21 protein-coding genes are annotated in these 20,473 nt (G+C 56.9%); 7 read left to right on the plus strand and 14 right to left on the minus strand.

Annotation, left to right across the window (positions count from 1 at the left end; translation table 11 throughout):
• On the plus strand, positions 1-132 hold a 132-nt coding region (locus ACEQWH_RS12650), incomplete at its 5' end, for an ATP-binding protein (RefSeq protein ID WP_370231452.1).
• Between the two features lie 18 nt (positions 133-150).
• Here ACEQWH_RS12650 and ACEQWH_RS12655 read toward each other — a convergent pair.
• Positions 151-1,020, minus strand: a complete 870-nt coding sequence (locus ACEQWH_RS12655) for a DMT family transporter (protein ID WP_370231418.1) — start codon at positions 1,018-1,020, stop codon at positions 151-153.
• 3 nt (positions 1,021-1,023) lie between these two features.
• Entirely contained in the window at positions 1,024-1,443 is a 420-nt protein-coding gene (locus ACEQWH_RS12660; RefSeq protein ID WP_370231420.1) for a Fur family transcriptional regulator, read from the minus strand.
• 291 nt (positions 1,444-1,734) lie between these two features.
• On the opposite strand from ACEQWH_RS12660, the gene ACEQWH_RS12665 reads away from it, so the two are divergent.
• Entirely contained in the window at positions 1,735-3,342 is a 1,608-nt protein-coding gene (locus ACEQWH_RS12665; RefSeq protein WP_370231422.1) for a DEAD/DEAH box helicase, read from the plus strand.
• Here ACEQWH_RS12665 and ACEQWH_RS12670 read toward each other — a convergent pair.
• The 6 genes from ACEQWH_RS12670 to mazG all read right to left on the minus strand — a co-directional run bounded on the left by ACEQWH_RS12670 (position 3,339) and on the right by mazG (position 9,963).
• Positions 3,339-4,181 carry a PhzF family phenazine biosynthesis protein gene (locus ACEQWH_RS12670; RefSeq protein WP_370231424.1) on the minus strand — a complete coding sequence of 281 codons (843 nt, stop codon included), beginning with the start codon at positions 4,179-4,181 and terminating at the stop codon, positions 3,339-3,341. The genes ACEQWH_RS12665 and ACEQWH_RS12670 overlap by 4 nt on opposite strands.
• 5 nt (positions 4,182-4,186) lie before the next feature.
• Positions 4,187-5,434 (minus strand): cation:proton antiporter, encoded by a 1,248-nt coding sequence (locus tag ACEQWH_RS12675; protein ID WP_370231426.1) that lies wholly within the window; start codon positions 5,432-5,434, stop codon positions 4,187-4,189.
• 74 nt (positions 5,435-5,508) lie between these two features.
• Positions 5,509-6,915: a YdiU family protein gene (locus ACEQWH_RS12680; RefSeq protein ID WP_370231453.1), complete on the minus strand. Its 1,407-nt coding sequence runs from the start codon at positions 6,913-6,915 to the stop codon at positions 5,509-5,511.
• A 37-nt stretch (positions 6,916-6,952) separates the two neighbouring features.
• On the minus strand, positions 6,953-7,897 hold the full coding sequence (locus ACEQWH_RS12685; protein WP_370231428.1) for a nucleoside hydrolase: 945 nt from the start codon (positions 7,895-7,897) through the stop codon (positions 6,953-6,955).
• A 138-nt stretch (positions 7,898-8,035) separates the two neighbouring features.
• On the minus strand, positions 8,036-9,049 hold the full coding sequence (locus ACEQWH_RS12690; RefSeq protein ID WP_370231429.1) for a Fe(3+) ABC transporter substrate-binding protein: 1,014 nt from the start codon (positions 9,047-9,049) through the stop codon (positions 8,036-8,038).
• A gap of 83 nt (positions 9,050-9,132) precedes the next feature.
• Positions 9,133-9,963, minus strand: coding sequence for a nucleoside triphosphate pyrophosphohydrolase (gene mazG, locus ACEQWH_RS12695; RefSeq protein WP_370231431.1), 831 nt, complete (start codon positions 9,961-9,963; stop codon positions 9,133-9,135).
• Between the two features lie 176 nt (positions 9,964-10,139).
• On the opposite strand from mazG, the gene ACEQWH_RS12700 reads away from it, so the two are divergent.
• Both ACEQWH_RS12700 and ACEQWH_RS12705 read left to right on the plus strand, forming a co-directional pair.
• Complete coding sequence (locus tag ACEQWH_RS12700; RefSeq protein ID WP_370231433.1) at positions 10,140-11,303, plus strand: M20 aminoacylase family protein; 1,164 nt, start codon at positions 10,140-10,142, stop codon at positions 11,301-11,303.
• A 78-nt stretch (positions 11,304-11,381) separates the two neighbouring features.
• Complete coding sequence (locus ACEQWH_RS12705; RefSeq protein WP_370231435.1) at positions 11,382-11,786, plus strand: DUF1499 domain-containing protein; 405 nt, start codon at positions 11,382-11,384, stop codon at positions 11,784-11,786.
• On the opposite strand, the gene ACEQWH_RS12710 is transcribed toward ACEQWH_RS12705, so the two are convergent.
• Entirely contained in the window at positions 11,724-12,038 is a 315-nt protein-coding gene (locus ACEQWH_RS12710) for a hypothetical protein (RefSeq protein ID WP_370231436.1), read from the minus strand. The genes ACEQWH_RS12705 and ACEQWH_RS12710 overlap by 63 nt on opposite strands.
• Before the next feature lie 61 nt (positions 12,039-12,099).
• Here ACEQWH_RS12710 and prfA point away from each other — a divergent pair, with 61 nt between their 5' ends.
• The 3 genes from prfA (at position 12,100) to ACEQWH_RS12725 (ending at position 14,764) form a co-directional block, all read left to right on the plus strand.
• Positions 12,100-13,155, plus strand: a complete 1,056-nt coding sequence (prfA, locus tag ACEQWH_RS12715) for a peptide chain release factor 1 (RefSeq protein WP_370231438.1) — start codon at positions 12,100-12,102, stop codon at positions 13,153-13,155.
• On the plus strand, positions 13,152-13,985 hold the full coding sequence (gene prmC / locus ACEQWH_RS12720; protein ID WP_370231440.1) for a peptide chain release factor N(5)-glutamine methyltransferase: 834 nt from the start codon (positions 13,152-13,154) through the stop codon (positions 13,983-13,985). The genes prfA and prmC overlap by 4 nt, the downstream gene beginning before the upstream one ends.
• Before the next feature lie 215 nt (positions 13,986-14,200).
• Entirely contained in the window at positions 14,201-14,764 is a 564-nt protein-coding gene (locus tag ACEQWH_RS12725) for a DUF4167 domain-containing protein (RefSeq protein ID WP_370231442.1), read from the plus strand.
• A gap of 26 nt (positions 14,765-14,790) precedes the next feature.
• On the opposite strand, the gene rsmA is transcribed toward ACEQWH_RS12725, so the two are convergent.
• The 5 genes from rsmA to ACEQWH_RS12750 form a co-directional block, all read right to left on the minus strand.
• On the minus strand, positions 14,791-15,633 hold the full coding sequence (gene rsmA, locus ACEQWH_RS12730; protein ID WP_370231443.1) for a 16S rRNA (adenine(1518)-N(6)/adenine(1519)-N(6))-dimethyltransferase RsmA: 843 nt from the start codon (positions 15,631-15,633) through the stop codon (positions 14,791-14,793).
• Between the two features lie 18 nt (positions 15,634-15,651).
• Positions 15,652-16,635 (minus strand): 4-hydroxythreonine-4-phosphate dehydrogenase PdxA, encoded by a 984-nt coding sequence (gene pdxA, locus ACEQWH_RS12735; protein WP_370231445.1) that lies wholly within the window; start codon positions 16,633-16,635, stop codon positions 15,652-15,654.
• Positions 16,632-17,843 carry a peptidylprolyl isomerase gene (locus ACEQWH_RS12740; RefSeq protein WP_370231447.1) on the minus strand — a complete coding sequence of 404 codons (1,212 nt, stop codon included), beginning with the start codon at positions 17,841-17,843 and terminating at the stop codon, positions 16,632-16,634. Before ACEQWH_RS12740 ends, pdxA begins: the two co-directional genes overlap by 4 nt.
• Before the next feature lie 25 nt (positions 17,844-17,868).
• Positions 17,869-20,028 carry an LPS-assembly protein LptD gene (locus tag ACEQWH_RS12745; protein ID WP_370231449.1) on the minus strand — a complete coding sequence of 720 codons (2,160 nt, stop codon included), beginning with the start codon at positions 20,026-20,028 and terminating at the stop codon, positions 17,869-17,871.
• Between the two features lie 25 nt (positions 20,029-20,053).
• Positions 20,054-20,473, minus strand: a 420-nt coding sequence (locus ACEQWH_RS12750) for an LptF/LptG family permease (protein WP_370231450.1), incomplete at its 5' end; no start/stop codon positions are given.

The following is a 20,473-nucleotide window of genomic DNA, read 5'->3' on the forward strand; positions in this document are numbered from 1 at the left end:
AAATTCAAGAGCACCGGTCTTGGCCTGTCGATCTGTAAGCAGATGACCGAGGGCATGGATGGTGAAATCGGCTACTTTAACAACGACGACAATGGCGCGACTTTCTGGGCGCGGTTCCCGCTGTCGGCTTAAGTCGCCCGTGAGGTCTGTCTAACTCTTAGCCCGACCCAATTGCGCCTCGCGCAGCATCACGAACAGACCGGACCCGACGACCAAAATCGCGCCTGCGATTGTGTACATGTCCGGGATTTCATCAAACAGCAGATATCCAAGGGCCGCCGTGCAAGGCAGTCGGAAGTATCTAAGTGGCGAAACCGCTGACACGTCACCAAGGCGCATCGCCATCGTGACGCAGTAATAGCCGGTCACAGAAAACAAGATCATCAAAGCCAAAGGGCCATAAGTGCTGGGATCAATGGCCCACACGTCACCGCTGGAATAATTCAAAATTGCGCCCATGGGCACCAACGTTGAAAACGCATAAAAGGACAACAACGGGGTTGATGCCTCTGGCGGCGCAAGGCGTGATGTCAGGTCACGTAGCGCGAGCGAAATCGTGCCCAGAACGGCAAGAAACTCTGTTCCATCAATACCTTCTGTTGTGGGGCGAATGATGATCATGACCCCCAGCAGGCCAACGCCAACGGCGATCCAGCGACGGGGGCCCACGCGTTCTTTCAAAAACACAGCCGCCATCAGCGTCAGCAGCAAGGGAATGGCCTGCAAGACGGCAGCGACTTTGGACAGGTCAACCAACGCCAGCGCCTGAAACAGGAAATAGGCCGCCGCAGCTTCGAAGATGTTGCGAATGAAAATGACGGGATGAAAGAACAGCGGCGACCAAATCCGCGTTTTCGAGATCCGACAGGCGGTAAAGAACACAAGAGCGCCAGCCAAGCCCATTGTCATCATAACCAACCCAGTTGGTGTCGCGCTGGCCGACAGTTTCACCATGGCGTCGCCGCCGGCAAATGTGGCCATGCCGACGATCATAAAGATCATCGCGCGCAAATTGATCATGAGCTAGGCCCCGTGCTTATCTATTGGAACACCATATAGTTCCAGCTTGTGACCTTTCAGGCGATACCCCAGTTTTTCCGCGATTTTTTCCTGCAGCTGCTCAATCTCGGGGTCCATGAACTCGATGACCTCACCGGAATTGATATCGATCAGATGGTCATGATGATCGCGTTCCGCATCCTCATAGCGCGCACGGCCGTCGCCAAATTCCAATTTGTCCAGAATGCCAGCTTCTTCAAACAGCTTCACCGTGCGGTAAACTGTTGCCAGAGAAATCCCTGAATCACGCTCAGACGCACGGGCATAAAGTTCCTCGACATCGGGATGGTCGTCGCTCTCTTGCAAGACGCGCGCAATCACGCGCCGTTGTTCTGTCATGCGCAGGCCTTTGGCTTCGCAGCGGGCAAGAATGGTATCGCTCATTGAGGGCTCCGGGGTCTTCGTCGTGCTTCAATACTCGGTGAAAATCCCGCTGGCTACAACAGATGCCAAGTTATCCCCGACTAATCGGCCTTGACGTGTGGTTCAAAAAGGCGCAAAGGCCACTCCTCTGATGTCTGTTGCGTGAGCGTTTAGGGCGAATTGGCCCGACATCAGGATCCTGTTCCCAAAATCACGCGTGGGGCAATCTGGGTCAGACGGGTGCGCATGCGGCGTTGCTTGTGGCTGAGTCAGAGCACTCACATAGGCGTCCCTTTGGGGCGAACAGTTGATATGGCACATTTTGATGAGCTTGGGCTTCCCGCGCGCTTGGTTTCGCGTTTGGCGGAAAAAGGCCTGTCCGAACCAACCCCGATCCAGAACCGTGCGATCCCACATGCCCTGAATGGTCAGGACGTTATGGGATTGGCGCAAACCGGGACGGGTAAAACCCTGGCTTTTGGCCTGCCGTTGATTGCGAAACTGTCTGACTACGGCAGCAAACCGGCCCCGAAAACCGTGCGGGCGTTGGTTTTGGCCCCGACACGCGAGCTGGCCAACCAGATTTCGGCCTCTTTGAAAGAGATGGTCGAGGGCACGCCGTTTAAAGTTGGTCTGGTTGTGGGTGGCGTGGCCATTAACCCGCAGATCAAACGAGTCGAGCGCGGCACGGATGTGATCGTCGCAACGCCGGGGCGCTTGATCGACCTGATGGAACGCAACGCATTGGATTTTGAAGACACCGATTTCCTTGTGTTGGACGAAGCAGACCAAATGCTTGATCTTGGGTTCATCCACGCCTTGCGTCGTATTGCAGATGTTCTGCCATCCGAGCGGCAGACGATGCTGTTTTCGGCCACCATGCCAAAACAGATGAACGAGATTGCGCAGACCTATCTGAAAAACCCGATCCGGATCCAAGTCTCGCCTCCGGGCAAGGCTGCCGACAAGATCGACCAAAGCATCCACTTCATCGCGAAGGCGGAAAAAACAAATCTTTTGAAAGAGTTGCTGGCCGAGCATCGTGGCGAGGCCTCGATCGTGTTTTCCAGAACCAAACATGGTGCGGAACGGTTGATGAAATCTCTGGTGGCCTCAGGGTTCACTGCAGCATCCGTGCATGGCAACAAAAGTCAGGGCCAGCGGGAACGCGCCATTCAGGCGTTCCGCGATGGCGAGGCAATGATCCTTGTTGCTACCGATGTGGCGGCGCGCGGTCTGGATATTCCGCATGTGCGGCATGTCTATAACTATGATCTGCCGAATGTGCCGGACAATTATGTGCACCGTATTGGTCGGACAGCACGGGCGGGCATGGATGGCAAAGCAATTGCCTTTTGTGCGCCTGACGAAATTGATCAGCTGAAAGACATTCAGAAAACCATGAAGTTCACGATCCCTGTGGCCTCTGGCAGACCTTGGATGGGCCTTGAGGATCAGGATCGCAAAGGTAAGTCCAAAGGCCCGCAGCGCCGTGGCAAACCGGGCGGGCGTGGTCGCAGGCAGGGCAGAGGGTCGTCAGGCAGCGACTTTGGGCCCGATCAAGACGTCGCGGTTTTTGATCGCGCGCCATCGCAGAAACCCAGAAAGGGCAAGGGGCGCGGTCCGCGGTCTGGTGGCGCGTCGGAGGCAAAATCCGAGCAGAGCTTTGAGGATTCGCCTCGTGTCGAGACAACGGACAAGCCGCGCGGCAAGCGGGTTTGGAAACAGACTGGCAAGCCCAAGGGCGGTGCGCGCAATGCGGCCGGTGACAAACCCTTTGGCAAACCCGGAGCGGGTCGCAATGAGCGCAAGGGTGGCAAGCCGCAGGGGAAGGCCGCTGGCAAACCCCGTGGAAGCTCTGGTGGGAAAAACCGCGCGGGCCACGGCGGATCAGAACCGCCACGTCGTCGCGCGCGTTAATAGACCAGACGCCCTTGCATAACGCGTTTGGCTGCGCCGGAAATGGTGATGTCACCACCCTGAGTAGACAGCTGGATCAGGCTTAGCCGACCCATATCTTCGCCTTGGCGAATGGTTAGGGCCTGATCTTGACCCGTCACATCCGCAAGAACTGCGCCAAGGGCTGCACAGGCCGACCCTGTCGCGGGATCTTCGGGGATGTTGTCCAAGGGCGCGAACATACGCGCATGAACCGTGTCGCCCTCGGTCACATAGACGAATTGCGCAAAATCAAGCGCGCCTGGATATGTCGCCGCCCCGGTGCGAAAGGCGCTGATGTTGGTTGTGACAGAGGCCAAAGCTTGCCGTGACTTCAGTTGGGTCAGCGTGAACGGCAGCCCCACCGACGCCATGACCGGCGCATGAACGCTGGTGTCGATGTCGTCCACGGTGATCCCGAGTGCATCCGCCACATGCTCGGGTGCGGGTGAACACAACCGTTCCAGCGGCACATCGGTGGTAAACCGCGCCTGTCCATTAGCCGCGTGGCACCGCAGCGGACCTATGCCCAGCTCCAGAACCATCTCGGGTGGGATACCCTGGTCTGACAGAGCGACGGCTGTGCCAATTGTAGGGTGTCCGGCAAAGGGAATTTCCATCGTGGGCGTGAAGATGCGAACACGGGCAGTGTTTGCAGGATCCTCTGGGGCAAACAGGAATGTTGTTTCTGAGAAGTTGAATTCACGCGCGATCTTTTGCAGGTCTGCCTCTGGCAAGTCCTCGGCATTTGGGATGACCGCCAGTGGATTGCCGCCAAAGGCTTCTGCGGAAAACACATCGTAAACAAAATACTCAGCCATAGCACTCACATCAGATCAGGTTCACGGCCCAGTCTTTTTGCCAGAGGCGCAATCGTCAAGCCCTGCGCGATGATCGAAAAGATCACAACAACATAGGTGGCCGTCAGGATCAGCGGCTTCCACTCGCTGTCAGGCAGGGACAGGGCGAGGGCGACCGAAATCCCGCCTTTGATACCGCCCCATGTCATGATGGGAACGACCCCGTCGCTGAAATTCCGAAAGGGTTTCAAGAGGGTAACCGGTACGGCCACCGCCGCAAACCGAGCAACAAGCGCCAGCGCAATCGAGGCGACGCCGACCAGCAAGTAGTTGCTGTTAAACGCGATCGCAAAGACCTCAAACCCGATCATCAGGAACAGCACCGCGTTTAGGATCTCATCAATTAGCTTCCAGAAGGCATCGACATAGTTTCGCGTCTCCTCGCTCATCCCGTGCTTGGCGCCGATGTCGCCAATCAGCAGACCCGCGCATACCGCCATGATCGGGGCGGAAAAATGCAACCACACCGCAAGGGAATATCCACCGAATGCCAACCCCAGGGTCAGAAGGACTTCGAGCGAATAGTCATCGATCAGACGCATCAAGCGGAACGTCAGCCAGCCCAAAACAATGCCAAGCACCGCGCCGCCAACGGCCTCTTGGAAAAACAGTGTGATCGCGGCGCTGGCGCCATCGGCATGATGATCCCCGCTTGGGAACGCCAATCCAACGATGACCAAAAACACGACATAGGCCACGCCGTCGTTAAACAGAGATTCCCCTGCGATCTTCGTTTCCAGCGCTTTGGGCAGGTTTGCATCTCGCAGCACACCCAACACGGCAACTGGATCGGTCGGAGAGATCAGTGCGCCGAACACTAAAGCCATCAACAAGGGCATGCCGGTCATCCAGCTGAAGCCGACGCCGACGATTGTCGTAGACAGCGCCACGCCAAGCGTCGCCATCAAGAAAATCACGCGCCATTGTTGTCGTAAATCCGAGAGCTTGACGTGCAGGGCGCCGGCGAAAAGCAACAGACCCAACATGCCTTCCAGCAAAGCGTCCGAGAACTCTATGCCTGTCACGATTGACCGCGCAGAGGCGGCGATCCCTAATCCCGGCGCAATCAGGTCCAGTGCCAAGAGGGCAAAACTTGCCAAAAGCGCGACGACCAGAATGCCAATCGCCGAAGGCAGGCGCAGAAATAGATAGTTAAAGGCCCCAAACAGGCCCGCAAGGACAATAAGAAGCGACGCGATTTGTAAAAGTGACATGGCCTACCAGATGCTTGAAATTCGTCTCGTGGCCCTAGCTAGCACGCGCAGCCGCGTGCTTGCCAGTCTCGATGTCATGTACCGCAGAAGGTTGCCTTGACCCGTTCGTCCTCGGATGGCGGGCGGCGGAAGGCTTCAAACGCAGGGTCCGTCTCATACGGGTTTGCAAGTGCTGCCTGCAGGGTATGAAACGGGGTATAGTCCCCTTGGACTGCCGCAGAGATCATCGCCTCGATCTGATGATTTCTGGGAATGCGATCTGGGTTCACCGATTGCATTAAAAGGTCGACGTTTGCCTCTGACTCTAAACGTTTTTTCCACTTGTTGCTCCAGGTATCAAAAGCGTCTCTGTCGACGAATTGGTCTCGTGGGGACCCGTCAGAAAGACCACGAAAGACATTGGTGAAATCAGCGTTCTGTTTGCCCATCATCCCCATCAGTTCCATCACCAATGTCTCGTCATCCGCAGTCGGATCTGCGATGCCGATCTTGGCGGCAAAAGCCTCGCGCCACAGTCGTTGGATCATCACGGGCATCGCATGAACCGACGCGGTAAAGGACTCGACGGCGTGGTCGCGGTCTTCCATCAAAGGCACAAGCGCAGTTGCAAGCTGGGCCATATTCCAGACGATGATGTCTGGCTGATTACCATAGGCATAGCGTCCGTGACGGTCGATAGAGGAAAACACCTGCATTGGATTAAGGGTGTCCATAAAGGCGCAAGGGCCATAGTCGATGGTTTCGCCGGAAATCGCGCAATTGTCCGTGTTCATCACTCCGTGGATAAAGCCAACGGACAGCCATTTTACGATCAGCTCGGCTTGCGCCGCGATGACGGCGTTCAGGAATTCAACGGGCGAACTTGCGTCTGGATAATGGCGCGCGACCGCGTGTTCAAACAGCGCTTGCAGCCCCTCGATGTCGCCACGGGCGGCCAGGATCTGAAAGGTGCCAACGCGGATATGGCTGGAAGCCACGCGTGTGATGATTGCGCCGGGCAGGGCGGTTTCGCGGTAAATGTCCTCGCCGGTCTCAACCGCAGCCAAGGCACGGGTTGTCGGGATATTCAAGGCATGCATCGCCTCGGACACAACATATTCGCGCAGGACGGGGCCAAGCCACGCACGCCCGTCGCCATTGCGTGAATAGGGCGTTGGACCAGCGCCTTTTAACTGAATGTCGCGGTTCTGTGCCTCGCCAAGCAAGATAGCACGGCCGTCCCCCAGTTGCGGGTTCCATTGCCCGAACTGATGACCCGCATAAAGCTGCGCCAAAGGGTCGGCGCCGTTCGGGATCTGGTTGCCTGAAAAGATCTGAGCCAGCTCTTGATCCGAAGCATCCCCGGTGATCCCAAGGCTGTCCGCAAGGTCACGGTTAAACGCAATCAGTTTTGGGTCTCTGACCGCTGTTGGCAGGTGGCGCGAAAACAGGGACGCAGGAAGCCGTGCGTAGCTGTTGTCAAAAGGGATCGAAATGCTCATCCGGGGAATATAGGCGCGGCGGTGCGGCGCGACCAGATCACAAGCGGCCAATCCGCTCGGTCAAAAGCTGAAAAAAACCGTCCGCGTCAACGTCGCCCATGAATGTCGCGTTGGCAGGGCGATCTGTGACGCCCCACCAATCTGCAACGGTCATACCCAGCGTCAGCTCAGAGGTTGTTTCGATCATCACATTGATGTCGCGGCCAGAAAACAGCTCGGGCTTGATGAGATAGGCGATCACGCAGGGGTCATGCAGTGGGGCGCCAGCAGAGCCGTATTTCTCAACATCAAATCGCTCAAAGAAATCGACCATCTCGGCCATCGCAGTGCCTGCCGTGGTGCCAAGGTCGCGCAGGGCCTGAATTCGGGGCGCTGTGGTCAGCGCTTTGTGGGTCACATCCAGGGGCATGACAGTGATCTTGCGGCCGGATTTGAACACGATGTCGGCGGCCTCGGGATCGACATAGATGTTGAACTCCGCAGCTGGCGTGATGTTGCCGACCTCAAAGTACGCGCCGCCCATAAGGACAATTTTCTGAACACGATCAATGACATCCGGCGCGTCTCTAAAGGCCTTGCCGATGTTCGTCAGCGGGCCAAGCGTGCACAAGGTGATGGTGTTTGGCGGCGCGTTTCGCAGCGTTTCGATGATGAAATCAACCGCATTTTCAGGCTGAAGCGGCATTGTCGGCTCGTGCAACTCTGGGCCGTCCAATCCGGTGTTTCCATGCACGTGTTCTGCTGTGACCAGCGGGCGCGTAAGCGGACGATCACATCCCGCAAACACCTTTACATCCGGACGTCCTGACCATTCGCACACGATACGCGCATTGCGTGACGTGAGGGGCAAAGGCACATTTCCGGCCACGGTTGTGATCCCCAAAACCTCGATGTCTTCGGGGCTGCCCAGGGCCAGCATGATGGCGGCGGCATCGTCCTGACCAGGATCCGTATCGATGATAATTTTTCGGGGATTTGACATGATGGGCTTTCTTTTAAGCGGCTCCGAAGGGCCATCATTAAACATTTACCCACGAAGTAAAGGCTTTCTTACTTTCCACGCGAGACAAACAAAAAAGGGACGCCAAAGCGCCCCTTTCAGTGGTCGATGTCGAAAGGCTTAGCCGTCGAAATCTACGCTTTCGATCAGCTTCAGCGCGTTGGAACGCTCACCGGCCAGTGTCATCAGGTTCACTGTATCTGGCGTGAATGTGCCCCAGCTTTCGACCAGCTCGACGGCTGTCGAGTTTGGCGCGATAGGGTATTCATAGTTTGCCGAGGCATAGATCTCTTGCGCTTTTGGCGATGTCAGGAATTCCATCAGCTTCAGAGCGTTCTCTTTGTTCGGAGCCGCTTTGGTCATCGCAACACCAGAGATGTTTACGTGCGTGCCTGCAGTTTCGAATGTTGGGAAGACGATGCGGACGGCGTTTGCCCAGTCTTGCTGCTCGGGATCTTCCAGCATTTTACCCATGTAATAGGTGTTGCCGATCGAGATGTCGCATTCACCGGACCAGATCGCTTTCACTTGCGCGCGGTCGTTGCCCTGAGGTTTGCGGGCAAGGTTGGCTTTGAAGCCTTCCAGCCACTCGGTCGCAGCTTCTTCGCCGTGGTGGTGCAGGATCGCAGAGGTCAGCGCCACGTTATAGGCGTGCAGGCCAGAGCGGGTGCAGATGCGGCCTTTCCATTTTGGGTCAGCCAGATCTTCATATGTGGTGATTTCGCCATCAGCCACGCGGGTTTTGTCGGCATAAACGATGCGGGCACGCGTGGTCAGACCAAACCAGTGACCTTCTGGGTCGCGGTAGTTTGCAGGCACGTTGCCATTGATCACATCGCTGGACACAGGCTGTGTGACGCCCGCGTTCACAACCGCGGCTAGGCGGGAAATATCAACCGTCAGAACAACATCCGCCGGGGAACGATCCCCCTCGGCAGTCAACCGCTCGACCATGCCTTTTTTGAGGAAGGCAACATTGACTTTAACGCCGGTTTCTTCGGTGAAAGCATCGGTCAGTGGCTTGATCAGTTCCGGCTCGCGATAAGAGTAAATATTCACTTCGTCCGCGATTGCAGGCAAAGCTATGGCGGTTGCCGTGACACTCAGCAAAGCGGTTTTGAATTTGGTAAACATGATGACCATTCCTTGGTTTATGGTTTTGACGCCATAAAGCCTAGTTTTTCTGTCGGGTCAATGCTTGATTTTTTTTATCGGGATTAATTTTTCGTGTTCTCCTGCTTTTCTTCAAGCTTCACTTCATCCCAAAGCGCGTCCATTTCCTCTAGTGTGGACTGCGATGGGGTTTTGCCCCGGTCAGCAAGTTTTTCTTCGACGGCCTCAAAGCGGCGGGTGAACTTTGCATTGGTGGCCCGCAGCGCATTTTCCGGGTCCAGCCCCAGATGGCGACCAAGGTTAACCATCACAAACAACAGATCGCCATATTCCTCGGCGATTTCTGCCTCGCCTAAGGTGCTGCGCGCTTGTTCAAGTTCTTTGGCTTCTTCGACGATCTTGTCGATCACATGCGAGGTATCGGGCCAGTCGAACCCAACACGGGCAGCGCGTTTTTGCAGTTTCAGCGCACGCAAGAGGGCAGGCAAGCCCACTGCCACGCCGTCAAGCGTGCCTTTCTGCTCTTTACCTGCGCGTTCTGCCGCCTTGATGGTTTCCCAGTCTCGGGTTTGCTGATCGGCAGATTTGTCGCGGCTTTCATCACCAAACACATTCGGGTGGCGGGTCACCATTTTATCCGACATGGTGTCGGCCACATCGTTGAAATCAAACAACCCGCGTTCTGATGCCATCTGTGCGTGAAACACCGATTGAAACAGCAAATCGCCCAATTCACCCTTTAACTCATCCCAAGCCTGTCGATCGATGGCATCGGCGACCTCATAGGCCTCTTCGATGGTATAGGGCGCAATCGTTGAAAAATCCTGTTCGATGTCCCACGGGCAACCGGTTTCCGGGTCACGCAACCTGCGCATGATTTCCAACAACCGCGGCATCCCGCCATTTGGTGTGTGGATCAATGCATCATCAGCCATTGCAGGTTGCTCCTGTTCGGTGTTTGGTGTGGGCAAGCTAAAGTGTTTTGCCGCAAACGTGAATTGCAAGTTGGCCGGAAAACACCCTCATGCTTTCAATAATGTAAGCAGGTTCACGCGCGTCAAACGATCCGGCCGATGTGGAACCGCTTTATCTAGTGCTACGGAGAGTGACCATGCCTGTTGTCAATCGAATTGCGGATTATGCCGAGGATATGAAAACCTGGCGTCGTCATTTGCATCAGCATCCTGAATTGCAGTTTGAATGCCACCAAACCGCCGCCTTTGTTGTTGAACGCCTGAAAGAATTTGGCGTTGACGAGATCCACGAAGGCATCGCGACCACTGGCGTTGTGGCCATCATCAACGGGCAGGGCGAAGGGCCGACGATTGGTTTGCGCGCGGACATGGATGCGCTGCCGATGCAGGAAACCACGGGGCTTGATCATGCTTCGACCATTTCGGGGGCGATGCATGCCTGTGGCCATGATGGACATACGACCATGTTGTTGGGTGCTGCGCGCTATCTGGCCGAAACCCGTAAGTTCAACGGGCGGGTCGCCTTGATTTTCCAACCTGCCGAAGAAGGCGGCGGAGGTGCTGGCGTGATGGTTGATGAAGGCATCATGGAGACCTTTGGGATCAACGAGGTCTTTGGCATTCACAATGTTCCAGGGTTAGAGCCCGGCCACTTCTATTCCAAACCCGGTCCAATCATGGCGGCGGTCGATACGTTTCACATTAACATTCAGGGGCGCGGAGGCCACGGGGCCTATCCGCAGGAAACCGCAGACCCGATTGTGGCCGCCGTTGGGATTGTAAACGCAATCCAAACCATCATCAGTCGCAACCACGACACCCGCAACGAGGCGGTGTGTTCCGTGACAATGCTGCACTCTGGCTCTGCGGACAATATCATCCCAGATACGGCCTATGTCGGGGGCACGATCCGCACTTTTACGCCCGAGGTCCAAGATATGATCCACGCCCGCTTGCGCGAGATCGCGGCAGGGCAGGCTGCAGCCTATAACGTTGAAGCGGATGTGAACATTGAAATCGGCTATCCCGCTACGGTGAACAATGCCGAAAAGGTGGATTTCGCAGCCGAAGTCGCGCGTGAAGTGTCGGGCGAAGCGGCGGTGGATCCCAACACAGGCATGGAAATGGGGGCCGAGGATTTCTCGTATATGCTAAACGCGCGTCCCGGGGCTTATTTCTTCTTGGGGCAGGGCGAGAGCGCTGGCTTGCATAACCCCAACTATGATTTCAACGACGAGGTCTCTCCGGTAGGGGCATCGTTCTTTGCGCGCCTTGTCGAAAAATCGCAGCCCTTGACGTAAGGGGGCTTTGGGTCAGCTCTTTAAGTTGTGGCGTGGGTCGCTACGTTAGGGCTGACTTTGATGCATAGGAAATCTGTGATGACATTTGTCTATATTCTGCTGGCGATCCTTGTGGTTGCGAGTGTCTACGTACGGTTCGCGCCAACTCCGGTCGCGCGGTTTCATCAGATCAGCGACTTTGACACAGACGCCACCGAAATCAGTGGCGTGAAGCGGGTGATGCCTGGTGACGTCGTAACACTGGCGAAACTGGACAAGATCATTCTGGCGACACCGCGCACTCAGGTCGTGGCAGGATCCGCTGAGGCAGGCTTCGTTACATATGTCACGCGCTCGCGGCTGATCGGGTTTCCCGACTATGCAACCGTTCAACTTGATGACGGAGTTCTCAAACTTCACAGCAGGCTGCGGTTTGGTCGATCAGACCTCGGGGTGAATGGAAAGCGTGTCAAAGCCTGGATTGACGCTTTGGGGGCCATGTAGGCCCTCTCGGACCGACGAACTCAGACAGCCCGGTGCGATTTCGCGCCACATCGGAGAGTTCAGTGACATCTGACACTGGGCCATGAACATCCGCCCATCGACCTGCATGCAGATGAACTCGCCAAGCTCCACACGGCTGCCGGTTCGGTCCGTACAATAGCACTCGACCGTGCGTCCGCTTGGGGACGTTACGTCCGCCATCACGGGCAGGCCAGCCAACAAAAAACTACCAATCAAAGAAACACGTCGCATAGGGCCAGACTATCACAGCTTCGCCCCTTGACCAAATGCGCGCGATAAGCAACGTAGCCCCATGGTACCTTTCGAGCGTTTAGAACAAATCAAACAGCGGTTCGAGTTTCTCGAGGCGCAGATGGCAGATGGGGAAGCGGGCGCGGATATTGCGGCGTTGGCCAAGGAATATTCCGATCTGAAGCCCGTCGTGGATCAGATCGCGGCCTATCGTCAATTGGTCGCCGATCTTGAAGAGGCCGAAGCGATGATGGACGATCCTGACTTGCGGGAATTGGCCGAAGAAGAGCTGCCCGCTTTGAAAGAACAGCTGCCGATTGCGGAAAAAGCACTCCAGATTGCGCTGTTGCCCAAGGATGCCGCTGATGCGCGTCCGGCGATGATTGAAATCCGTCCAGGCACAGGCGGGGATGAGGCCGCCTTGTTCGCGGGTGACCTGCTGCGGATGTATCAACGCTATAGCGAGGCGCGCGGGTGGACCTTTGAGATCATCGAGGAAAACGCAACCGAACTGGGCGGAATCAAAGAGGTCGTGGGCCATATCAAAGGCGAAAACGTCTTTGCGCGTCTGAAGTATGAAAGCGGTGTGCATCGGGTCCAGCGCGTGCCGTCGACCGAAAGTGGCGGACGTATCCACACTTCTGCGGCGACGGTGGCTGTGCTGCCCGAGGCTGAGGACGTGGACATCCAGATTGACGCGAATGATCTGCGGATAGATACCATGCGCTCGTCAGGTGCGGGCGGTCAGCACGTCAACACCACCGACTCTGCCGTGCGGATCACGCATTTGCCGACTGGCTTGGTGGTCACCAGTTCCGAGAAATCACAACACCGGAACCGCGAGATTGCGATGCAGGTTCTGAAAACCCGCCTGTATGATCTGGAACGCCAACGCATCGACTCGGAACGTTCAGCAGACCGGAAATCTCAGGTGGGGTCGGGCGACAGGTCTGAACGCATCCGGACCTATAATTTTCCGCAAGGTCGAATGACAGATCACCGTATCAACCTGACGCTTTATAAGCTGGATCAAGTGATGCAGGGCGATATCGACGACATTGTTGATGCGTTAACCGCAGATGATCAGGCGGCGCAGCTTGCCGACATGCAGGGATGATTCTTCGTCAGGTATTGATGGAGGGCACCAAAGCGCTGCGAGATGCGGGAATCGAGGGGCCCGAACGAGACGCGCGTTTGCTGCTGGCCGAGGTGATCGGCATGCTAGCGGCGCGCATGTCGCTTGAACCTGACCTAAAGGTGAGTGACGCACAGGCCAAAGAGTTTCATAGTTTTCTCGCGCGTCGTGTCGCCCGCGAACCCGTGTCACGTATCCTTGGGCGTCGGAATTTTTGGGGTCGGGACTTCGAGGTCACTCCGGATGTTCTGGATCCCAGACCCGAAACAGAGACGCTGATTGATCTGTGTTTGCAAGGCCCGCAACCCGCAACACTTCTGGATCTGGGATGTGGCAGCGGGATCATTGCGCTCACGCTTCTGGCGGAAATGAAAACGGCGCGCGGGGTCGCGTGTGACATCAGCGACGCCTGCCTTGCTGTGACAAAACGCAATGCGGTTTCGGTCGGTGTTCTGGATCGCCTTGATCTTATAAAATCAAATTGGTTCAGTGATATATCGGGCGAATTTGATCTTATCGTTTCAAACCCGCCCTATATCTCAGACGCGGAAATGACGTCTTTGTCGTTAGACGTCTTTAACCATGATCCGCATTTGGCACTGACCCCGGGTGGCGATGGCTTGGCCCCATACGAAGCCTTGGCCAAGGGTGCCTTAAAGCACCTGTCGAAAGGCGGACGCATCCTGGTTGAAATCGGCTATCAACAAGGGCCGGATGTTGTGCGGATCTTTGAGACCGCAGGTCTTGCGGATGTTCAGTGTCACAAGGATCTTAACGGTCATGATCGTGTTGTTTCTGCACATCAGTCGTGACAAAGACGTGATCGTGCCGCGCTAATTAGAAAAAAGTGGCCACTTGCCCTTGTCAGCCTACCATTGGGATTGTAACCATTGGGCGTCTTAGCGTTGGACGGCATACTCGCAGGTCCGGCAAGATGAAAACCCCAGAAAACATGGACCGCAGATACATAAGGGTATCTCAAGCGTCCGGGTCAAAAAGCAGTCGTTCCAAAGCTGGAAAGCAAAAAATGAGATCTTCGAAATCCCGTTCGCGGAATAAGAACAACCGCAACCGTCCATCGGGCAATATCGTCAACCGTGTGTTTGACAGCAATGGTCCCGAAGGCAAGGTCCGCGGCACGCCGCAACAGATTATCGACAAATACAACCAACTCGCCCGCGACTCTCAGCTGAGTGGCGACCGGGTTGCGACCGAAAACTTCCAACAACACGCAGAACACTATCTGCGTATGTTGGCCGACGCGCAGCGCGAAATGGACGCGCGCCGCGAAGAGCAAGAGCGCCAGAACCGTGACCGCCAAGCGGAACGCGACCGTGAGCGTGCCGCGCGTATGGAACGCCAAGAGCGCGAAGCGCAGGGTCAGGCCGAAGCCCAGCCAGCTCCCGCCGCTGATCCGGCAGAAGCACCGCAGCCTGATGTTGTGATGGATGTGGCCGATGGCGGCGATTCCGGTCTGGTGGAAACACCTGAAGCCGAAGCCGCGCCTGCAGAGAAACCCAAGCGGAAACCGCGTCGCCGTAAACCGCCAGCGGATGCAGCGCCCAGCGAAGAGCCCAAAGCGGCTGAGTGATCAAACCCCGGTTTTCTGAACCGGGGTTATTTTTTGGCCACTTCCCGCGCCAAGGCACAAAACGCCTCAAGCGAGACATTCTCGGCACGCTCCGTCGGCGCAATTCCTGCGGCCTGCAACCTGTCCTCGATGTCGGGTGTCACGCCCTTAAGGGCCGCGCGCAGCATCTTGCGGCGTTGATTAAAGGCTTTGGCCACAACGCGACTCAGAACCTCGGCATCCGCGTCAAACTTGGGTGTGTCTAGGGCTGTCAGATGGACAACGGCGCTGCTGACCTTGGGGGGCGGTGTGAACGCGCCCGGTGGCAGGTGCATCGCGATTTTGGCCTCTGCACGCCATTGAGCAAGGATCGCCAAGCGCCCATAGGCCTTGGAGCCTGGCTGCGCGACGATGCGCTCTGCCACTTCCTTCTGAAACATCAGCGTCAGGCTCTGCCAGAACGGCGGCCAAACCCTGGGCGTCAGCCAGCGCACCAAAAGCTCTGTGCCGACGTTATAAGGCAGGTTGGCCGCAACGCGGATGGGGCTTGTCAGATGCTCTAGCGGATCAATATCCAGTGCGTCGCCATTGATAACCTGCAAGCGTTCTGGATAGGCGTCACTGATTTCGGCCAGCGCAGGCAAACAGCGTGCATCCTTTTCAATGGCCAGAACCTTGCGCGCGCCCTCGGCAAGCAATCCCCGCGTCAAACCACCCGGACCGGGGCCGATTTCCAACACGTCGCAATCCTGCAGATCGCCAGCCTGCCGCGCAATCTTGGCGGTCAGGTTCAAATCCAGCAGAAAGTTCTGTCCCAAGGACTTTTTCGCAGACAGCCCATGCGTGCCGATCACCTCGCGCAGAGGAGGTAGGTCATCAATGCCAGCCATGATCTTTCGTGCCCATTTCTAGTCCGCCGCCTGCGCCATAGCCATGTCACGCGCCATGCGCAAGGCCGCGATCAGACTGTCAGGCTTGGCCAGACCTTTGCCTGCAATGTCAAAGGCCGTTCCGTGGTCCGGCGAGGTGCGCACAAATGGCAGGCCCAGCGTGACGTTCACGCCGCGATCAAAGTCCAGCGTCTTGATCGGGATCAGGGCCTGATCGTGGTACATGCACACAGCCACATCATAGTTTGCGCGGGCGCGGGCGTGAAACATCGTGTCCGCGGGCAGGGGCCCGGTGATCGAAACGCCCTCGGCGGCCAGCCGCGTCACGACAGGCTCTATTAGGTCTGCGTCCTCAAACCCCATGGCCCCACCTTCGCCTGCATGTGGGTTCAGGCCCGTCACCGCCACGCGTGGGGATGCGATCCCGAATTTGGTCTGTAGGTCCGCAAGGGTGATCCGGATCGTGTCTTCCAAAAGTTCTTGCGTCAGCGCATCAGGGACATCGTTGAGAGGGATGTGAATGGTGGTCGGCACCACACGCAATTCGGCGCAGGCCAGCATCATCACCACGCGATCGACGCCGGCAAGATGGGCCAGAAACTCTGTGTGCCCCGGAAAGGCAAACCCAGCCCCGTCTTTCAGGGCTTTCTTATGGATGGGCGCTGTGCACACTGCGCTGGCCAAACCTTGTCGCGTCATATCCACAGCGCGCGCAATCGTGTCCAGAACACCCTGTGCGTTCGCCGGATCCGCGACACCCAACTGGGCTGAGCCAGCAAAAGGTTGCGCCAGCACAGGCAACGCATTTGGCTGCACCACATGGGTCTGGTCAGGTGTATCGATGATCTGAACTGGCACGCGCCCCGAAAGATGCGACGGGTCAGCGATCAGAAAAAACGGCAGCTCTTGGCGCAGTGCTTCCCATGCTTTCACGGCCAATTCCAGTCCAACACCCGCGGGCTCGCCGCAGGTGAGGGCTACGGGCGCAAGTGGTGGCGTCATTGCTCGACGATCACCGCTTCGGACCGGAGTTGATCCAGATAGCCATCGGCATAGGACGCCAAACGACGATTGCGCAGCGCGTTCAGAACATCCTCACGGCTGACCTCTTCGTTTACCGCGGCCGTGCGGCCACAGAGCATCAGGAAATACAGCTGCGAGCCATCTGGGCTGGTCAAAGCCGTCGAGACCTCGTGACGGTCAAGCTTGGCCAGCTCCAGCGAAACAGAGCGCGGGATGTCGCCCGGTTGCGCGGCTGTGATCGTCAGAGCTTCGTCCGGGCCACCCTTGTTGATGGCATAGAGATCATCGCAGGTGTCCACGCGATCACGAATGCTTTGGGCCTGCGCCAAGGCCGCATCGCTGCGCCCGCCGGGGATACGCAGAATGCCATATTCAATGGCCGCGAATTTCGGGCTTGGGGCAGGCAGCTCGTCGATGCCGCGCATCAAAAAGACAGCAACAGCGTTGCCAAGCGGAACAGGGTCCGAGATTTCACCGGGGCGCATCTCTACGACGACAGGCTGCAGCGCGGGGGGCAGGCGGTTGATGGGCAACCACTGCATACGGCCGCCATTGGCTCGTGTACCGGCCGCGGAAAAACGGCGCGCTGCATCTTCGAAGGCCGCCTGAGTGGTCAGGTTTGAAATCCGCGACGCCAGATCCTGAACCTGAGCTTGGTTCTGGTTGTTCAATGGGATCACGATTTCAGACAAGAGAACCTGAAGCCCGGCTTGTCCGCCAGCGCCCAATGCGGCGTCGACCTCTTCGTCGGAAATCTGAACACGACCGCGGAAGCGCAGCTGCACAACCTCGCGCCACAAAAGACCGTTGCGCACAAAATCTTCAAAGGTTTGACGATCAATCTGCGCCTGCGCCATCAGGTTAATGACTTCATCCGCCTTCAGGTTCGCGCGACCCGCGAATTCTTCGAGACCAGCGGCCAGTTGATCGGCGCCTACGGTGATGCCCAATTCGGCTGCCGCTTGCGCCTTTAGCCGGTCGTCCACAAGATCGTTGCGCGCCCGTGTTTCCAGATCGCCAAGTTGGTTGATGAACTGCAAGAACTTGATGCGCTGATCCAACTCATAGTTGGTGACCGCGCTGTCATTGACTTTGATGGCGGGCGAAAACAAACCCTGCGCCGAAGCCAAAGTGCCCACGAGCCCCAGTGTCAGGCTAAGGAATGCGGCAATAATCTTATGTGTCATGCGTTCAGTTACCTAGGTCTTTGTCTTAGAAGCCGGTGGTCTCACAGCTTCTGCTATAGCTCTTGTCGCGTGTCTTGGCAGAAAAACCAAGCAATTCCACGGTAAAACTTAAATCTGTCACCGGTTGCACACTGGTTGACGACGTAAACCGGCGGCCAACCGCCAATTGCGCCTTTACGCATTCGTTGCGGTATTCCAATCCAAAGCCCGCCTCGGTCGTGCGGTTGCCGGCGACATCAAAGCGCCAGTTCGCCAATCCCGTCCAGTGACGGGTCATGCGATAGCTGCTGTCTAGCGTCCATTCCGCCAGCGTGTCAGGGCGGTTTTCTTCAGCGTCCTGACCCAGCCAAACATAAGAGGCGTTCAGGCCCAGACGTTCGTTGTGCCAACCGCCGCTCGCCTCGGCCTTGGTCAAAGAGACCTGTTCGTCCAGCAACAGGCGACCAGTCACCATCAAACCGTTATCATGCGACATTTGCCCCGCAACGAGCAAATCAGAAGCACGCCCTTCGAGGCCCGAGGTCACTGTGAAGCTGTCGTTGGCTTTCTCATAGAGGATATGGCCGAATGACAGGCCGGCGTTCCAAGTCTCGCCAAAATGCGCCAGGTTCAGACCATAGGCCAGGCTGACACCACGCTCGCGCCGGTCGTCGGAGGCAAAGCGTGACAGCGACAACAGGTTCCCTTCGTCAAACTCGCTGCGAGAGCTTTCGTCATTTGCGATTGCATCATTCACCGCGCCATCGCGAAACGAGCCGCCAGACCATCCAAGCTGCACGACAGGCTCGAGGATTTGCTGCGCCCCTTGCGCAGTGGAGCGCTGCAGCGGATAGCGCAGGGTCGCAGCGGCCGACGGCGTGATTTGCGTGTAATCCGAATGTGTTATGGTCGCATCCTGATCTGTTTTCACAGCATCAACAGCGACGTGACCTTGAACGCCGATATTGAACCCGGCATCTGTCCACCAATTATCGCGCCAGCCGACCTCGCCATTAATGCGTGTGACATCACGGCCATCGACAATGCCATCGCTGTTGGCATCAGTCGCAACCTGAGACTCACGGGCATGGGCGTGAACCTCCAGCTCCCAAAGAACCTCTCCGCCAAAGGAAGGATGGATCCGGTTTTGGGTCTGGGCCGACAAAACAAAGGTCGGGATGGTTTCGTTGTCTTCCGTGGCCCGCAGCGTGCGGAAATGGTTGAACGCAAAGCGCGTGTTCTCATCCCGCGAGGCGCGCGTTAAGGCCAGCTCGCTGTTCAAGCGGTCAAGTGAGGAATAGTCATAGTCCAGCAGATAGGCCTGATCGCTGGTGAATTTCGCATCAAACGAGAGCGTATAGTCGCGTTTTAGCGCAAAGGCGCCCTCTGCAAACAGGTAACCCCGTGAGCCAAACCCGCTGAAATTGTCCTGCGTGGCGGCCCCCGACAGCATGATGTCGCCGGTGGTGAACGCCTGCCGATAACGCCCCTCGATCGTCGTCATATTGCGCGAGAAATAGGGTGTAAGCGTCAGATCGCGATGATCGCCAATGGCGATGAAATAGGGGATCTTTGTTGCCAGTCCGATGCGCGAGCGCTGTTCAACACTGGGAATAAGGAACCCTGTTGCTCGTTCTTGAGTCGGATCTGGCAGGCGCATGCGTGGCAGATAGAAAACCGGAATGTCCAAGACGCGCAGTTGCGCCTCTTCCAGAAGTAGCTCTTTGTCGGCCTCGTTGTGGGTGACTTTCTTTGCCCGGATATACCAAAGCGGCGTTTCGCCGTCTTCGCAGGTTTTACAGGAGGTCACCTGAACGGTGTTCAATTCGGAAAGATTGCCATCAATGCGCTTGATGCTGTCAGCCTGCAACTCGACCTGTTGATCCAACACCAGACGCGCGCTGGACAGCAAGCCATTCTGGAGTGCGGAATCCAGCTCTGCAAAGTCAGCAAAGATTTCGACCACACCACCATCTGTGACTGAGATTGGGCCGGTGATGGTGATCGTGTCGGTCACCGAGTTATAAACGATCTTGGTCGCGGTCAGGATGGCGTCGCCCGAGATCGCCTCGACATTGCCTGTGGCGGTTAGAATGCTGTTGCCTTGTAGAAAGACGGAATCGGCCAGCAGAACAACAGAGTCTCCCGGCGCGGCCGACGTTGGTGTCGCAAGCGCGAAACTGCTGCATGTGGCAGCCAGCATCATTATGCGTCGAAGTCCGATCAAAACGTCACCCGTCTTCCATATGCAAAACCAAACCTAGTGCCAGCAAAACCGACGCCAGAGGCGGGGCCCATGCTGCGAGTTCTATCGGAATTTGTCCATTCTCGCCAAGAATCCTTGCGAAATTCCGGATATAATACAGTCCAAAGCCCGAGAGTGTTGCCGCGAGACTCATCAATCCCGTGCGCCCCATCCGTGTATGGCCCATGGTAAAGGCCGCAGCGACAAGCACCATGGCCACCAAGAACACGGGCTGAGATAGCTCGAGTTGCAGCCACATTTGATGACGACGGGCGGAAAAACCGGCCTCTTCAAGTTGGCCAATCAGCTTGGGCAACTCCCACACCGATACTGCCCGAGGCTTGCCGAAACTGTCGCGGATCTGATCGCTGGTCAGGGTGGTGGAAACGGTCATTTCCTGCTGCGT

It is taken from the genome of Cognatishimia sp., from assembly GCF_964229375.1.
Taxonomy (GTDB): domain Bacteria; phylum Pseudomonadota; class Alphaproteobacteria; order Rhodobacterales; family Rhodobacteraceae; genus Cognatishimia.

Bases quoted from the DNA above. Each gene is read 5' to 3' on its own strand.
- ACEQWH_RS12725 (WP_370231442.1), top strand. From the start codon at position 14,201: ATGAGATCTTCGAAATCCCGTTCGCGGAATAAGAACAACCGCAACCGT.
- mazG (WP_370231431.1), bottom strand. From the start codon at position 9,963: ATGGCTGATGATGCATTGATCCACACACCAAATGGCGGGATGCCGCGG.
- ACEQWH_RS12665 (WP_370231422.1), top strand. From the start codon at position 1,735: ATGGCACATTTTGATGAGCTTGGGCTTCCCGCGCGCTTGGTTTCGCGT.
- pdxA (WP_370231445.1), bottom strand. From the start codon at position 16,635: ATGACGCCACCACTTGCGCCCGTAGCCCTCACCTGCGGCGAGCCCGCG.
- ACEQWH_RS12670 (WP_370231424.1), bottom strand. From the start codon at position 4,181: ATGGCTGAGTATTTTGTTTACGATGTGTTTTCCGCAGAAGCCTTTGGC.
- ACEQWH_RS12675 (WP_370231426.1), bottom strand. From the start codon at position 5,434: ATGTCACTTTTACAAATCGCGTCGCTTCTTATTGTCCTTGCGGGCCTG.
- ACEQWH_RS12745 (WP_370231449.1), bottom strand. From the start codon at position 20,028: ATGATGCTGGCTGCCACATGCAGCAGTTTCGCGCTTGCGACACCAACG.
- ACEQWH_RS12705 (WP_370231435.1), top strand. From the start codon at position 11,382: ATGACATTTGTCTATATTCTGCTGGCGATCCTTGTGGTTGCGAGTGTC.
- ACEQWH_RS12680 (WP_370231453.1), bottom strand. From the start codon at position 6,915: ATGAGCATTTCGATCCCTTTTGACAACAGCTACGCACGGCTTCCTGCG.
- ACEQWH_RS12655 (WP_370231418.1), bottom strand. From the start codon at position 1,020: ATGATCAATTTGCGCGCGATGATCTTTATGATCGTCGGCATGGCCACA.
- ACEQWH_RS12690 (WP_370231429.1), bottom strand. From the start codon at position 9,049: ATGTTTACCAAATTCAAAACCGCTTTGCTGAGTGTCACGGCAACCGCC.
- ACEQWH_RS12685 (WP_370231428.1), bottom strand. From the start codon at position 7,897: ATGTCAAATCCCCGAAAAATTATCATCGATACGGATCCTGGTCAGGAC.
- rsmA (WP_370231443.1), bottom strand. From the start codon at position 15,633: ATGGCTGGCATTGATGACCTACCTCCTCTGCGCGAGGTGATCGGCACG.
- prmC (WP_370231440.1), top strand. From the start codon at position 13,152: ATGATTCTTCGTCAGGTATTGATGGAGGGCACCAAAGCGCTGCGAGAT.
- prfA (WP_370231438.1), top strand. From the start codon at position 12,100: ATGGTACCTTTCGAGCGTTTAGAACAAATCAAACAGCGGTTCGAGTTT.
- ACEQWH_RS12660 (WP_370231420.1), bottom strand. From the start codon at position 1,443: ATGAGCGATACCATTCTTGCCCGCTGCGAAGCCAAAGGCCTGCGCATG.
- ACEQWH_RS12710 (WP_370231436.1), bottom strand. From the start codon at position 12,038: ATGCGACGTGTTTCTTTGATTGGTAGTTTTTTGTTGGCTGGCCTGCCC.
- ACEQWH_RS12740 (WP_370231447.1), bottom strand. From the start codon at position 17,843: ATGACACATAAGATTATTGCCGCATTCCTTAGCCTGACACTGGGGCTC.
- ACEQWH_RS12700 (WP_370231433.1), top strand. From the start codon at position 10,140: ATGCCTGTTGTCAATCGAATTGCGGATTATGCCGAGGATATGAAAACC.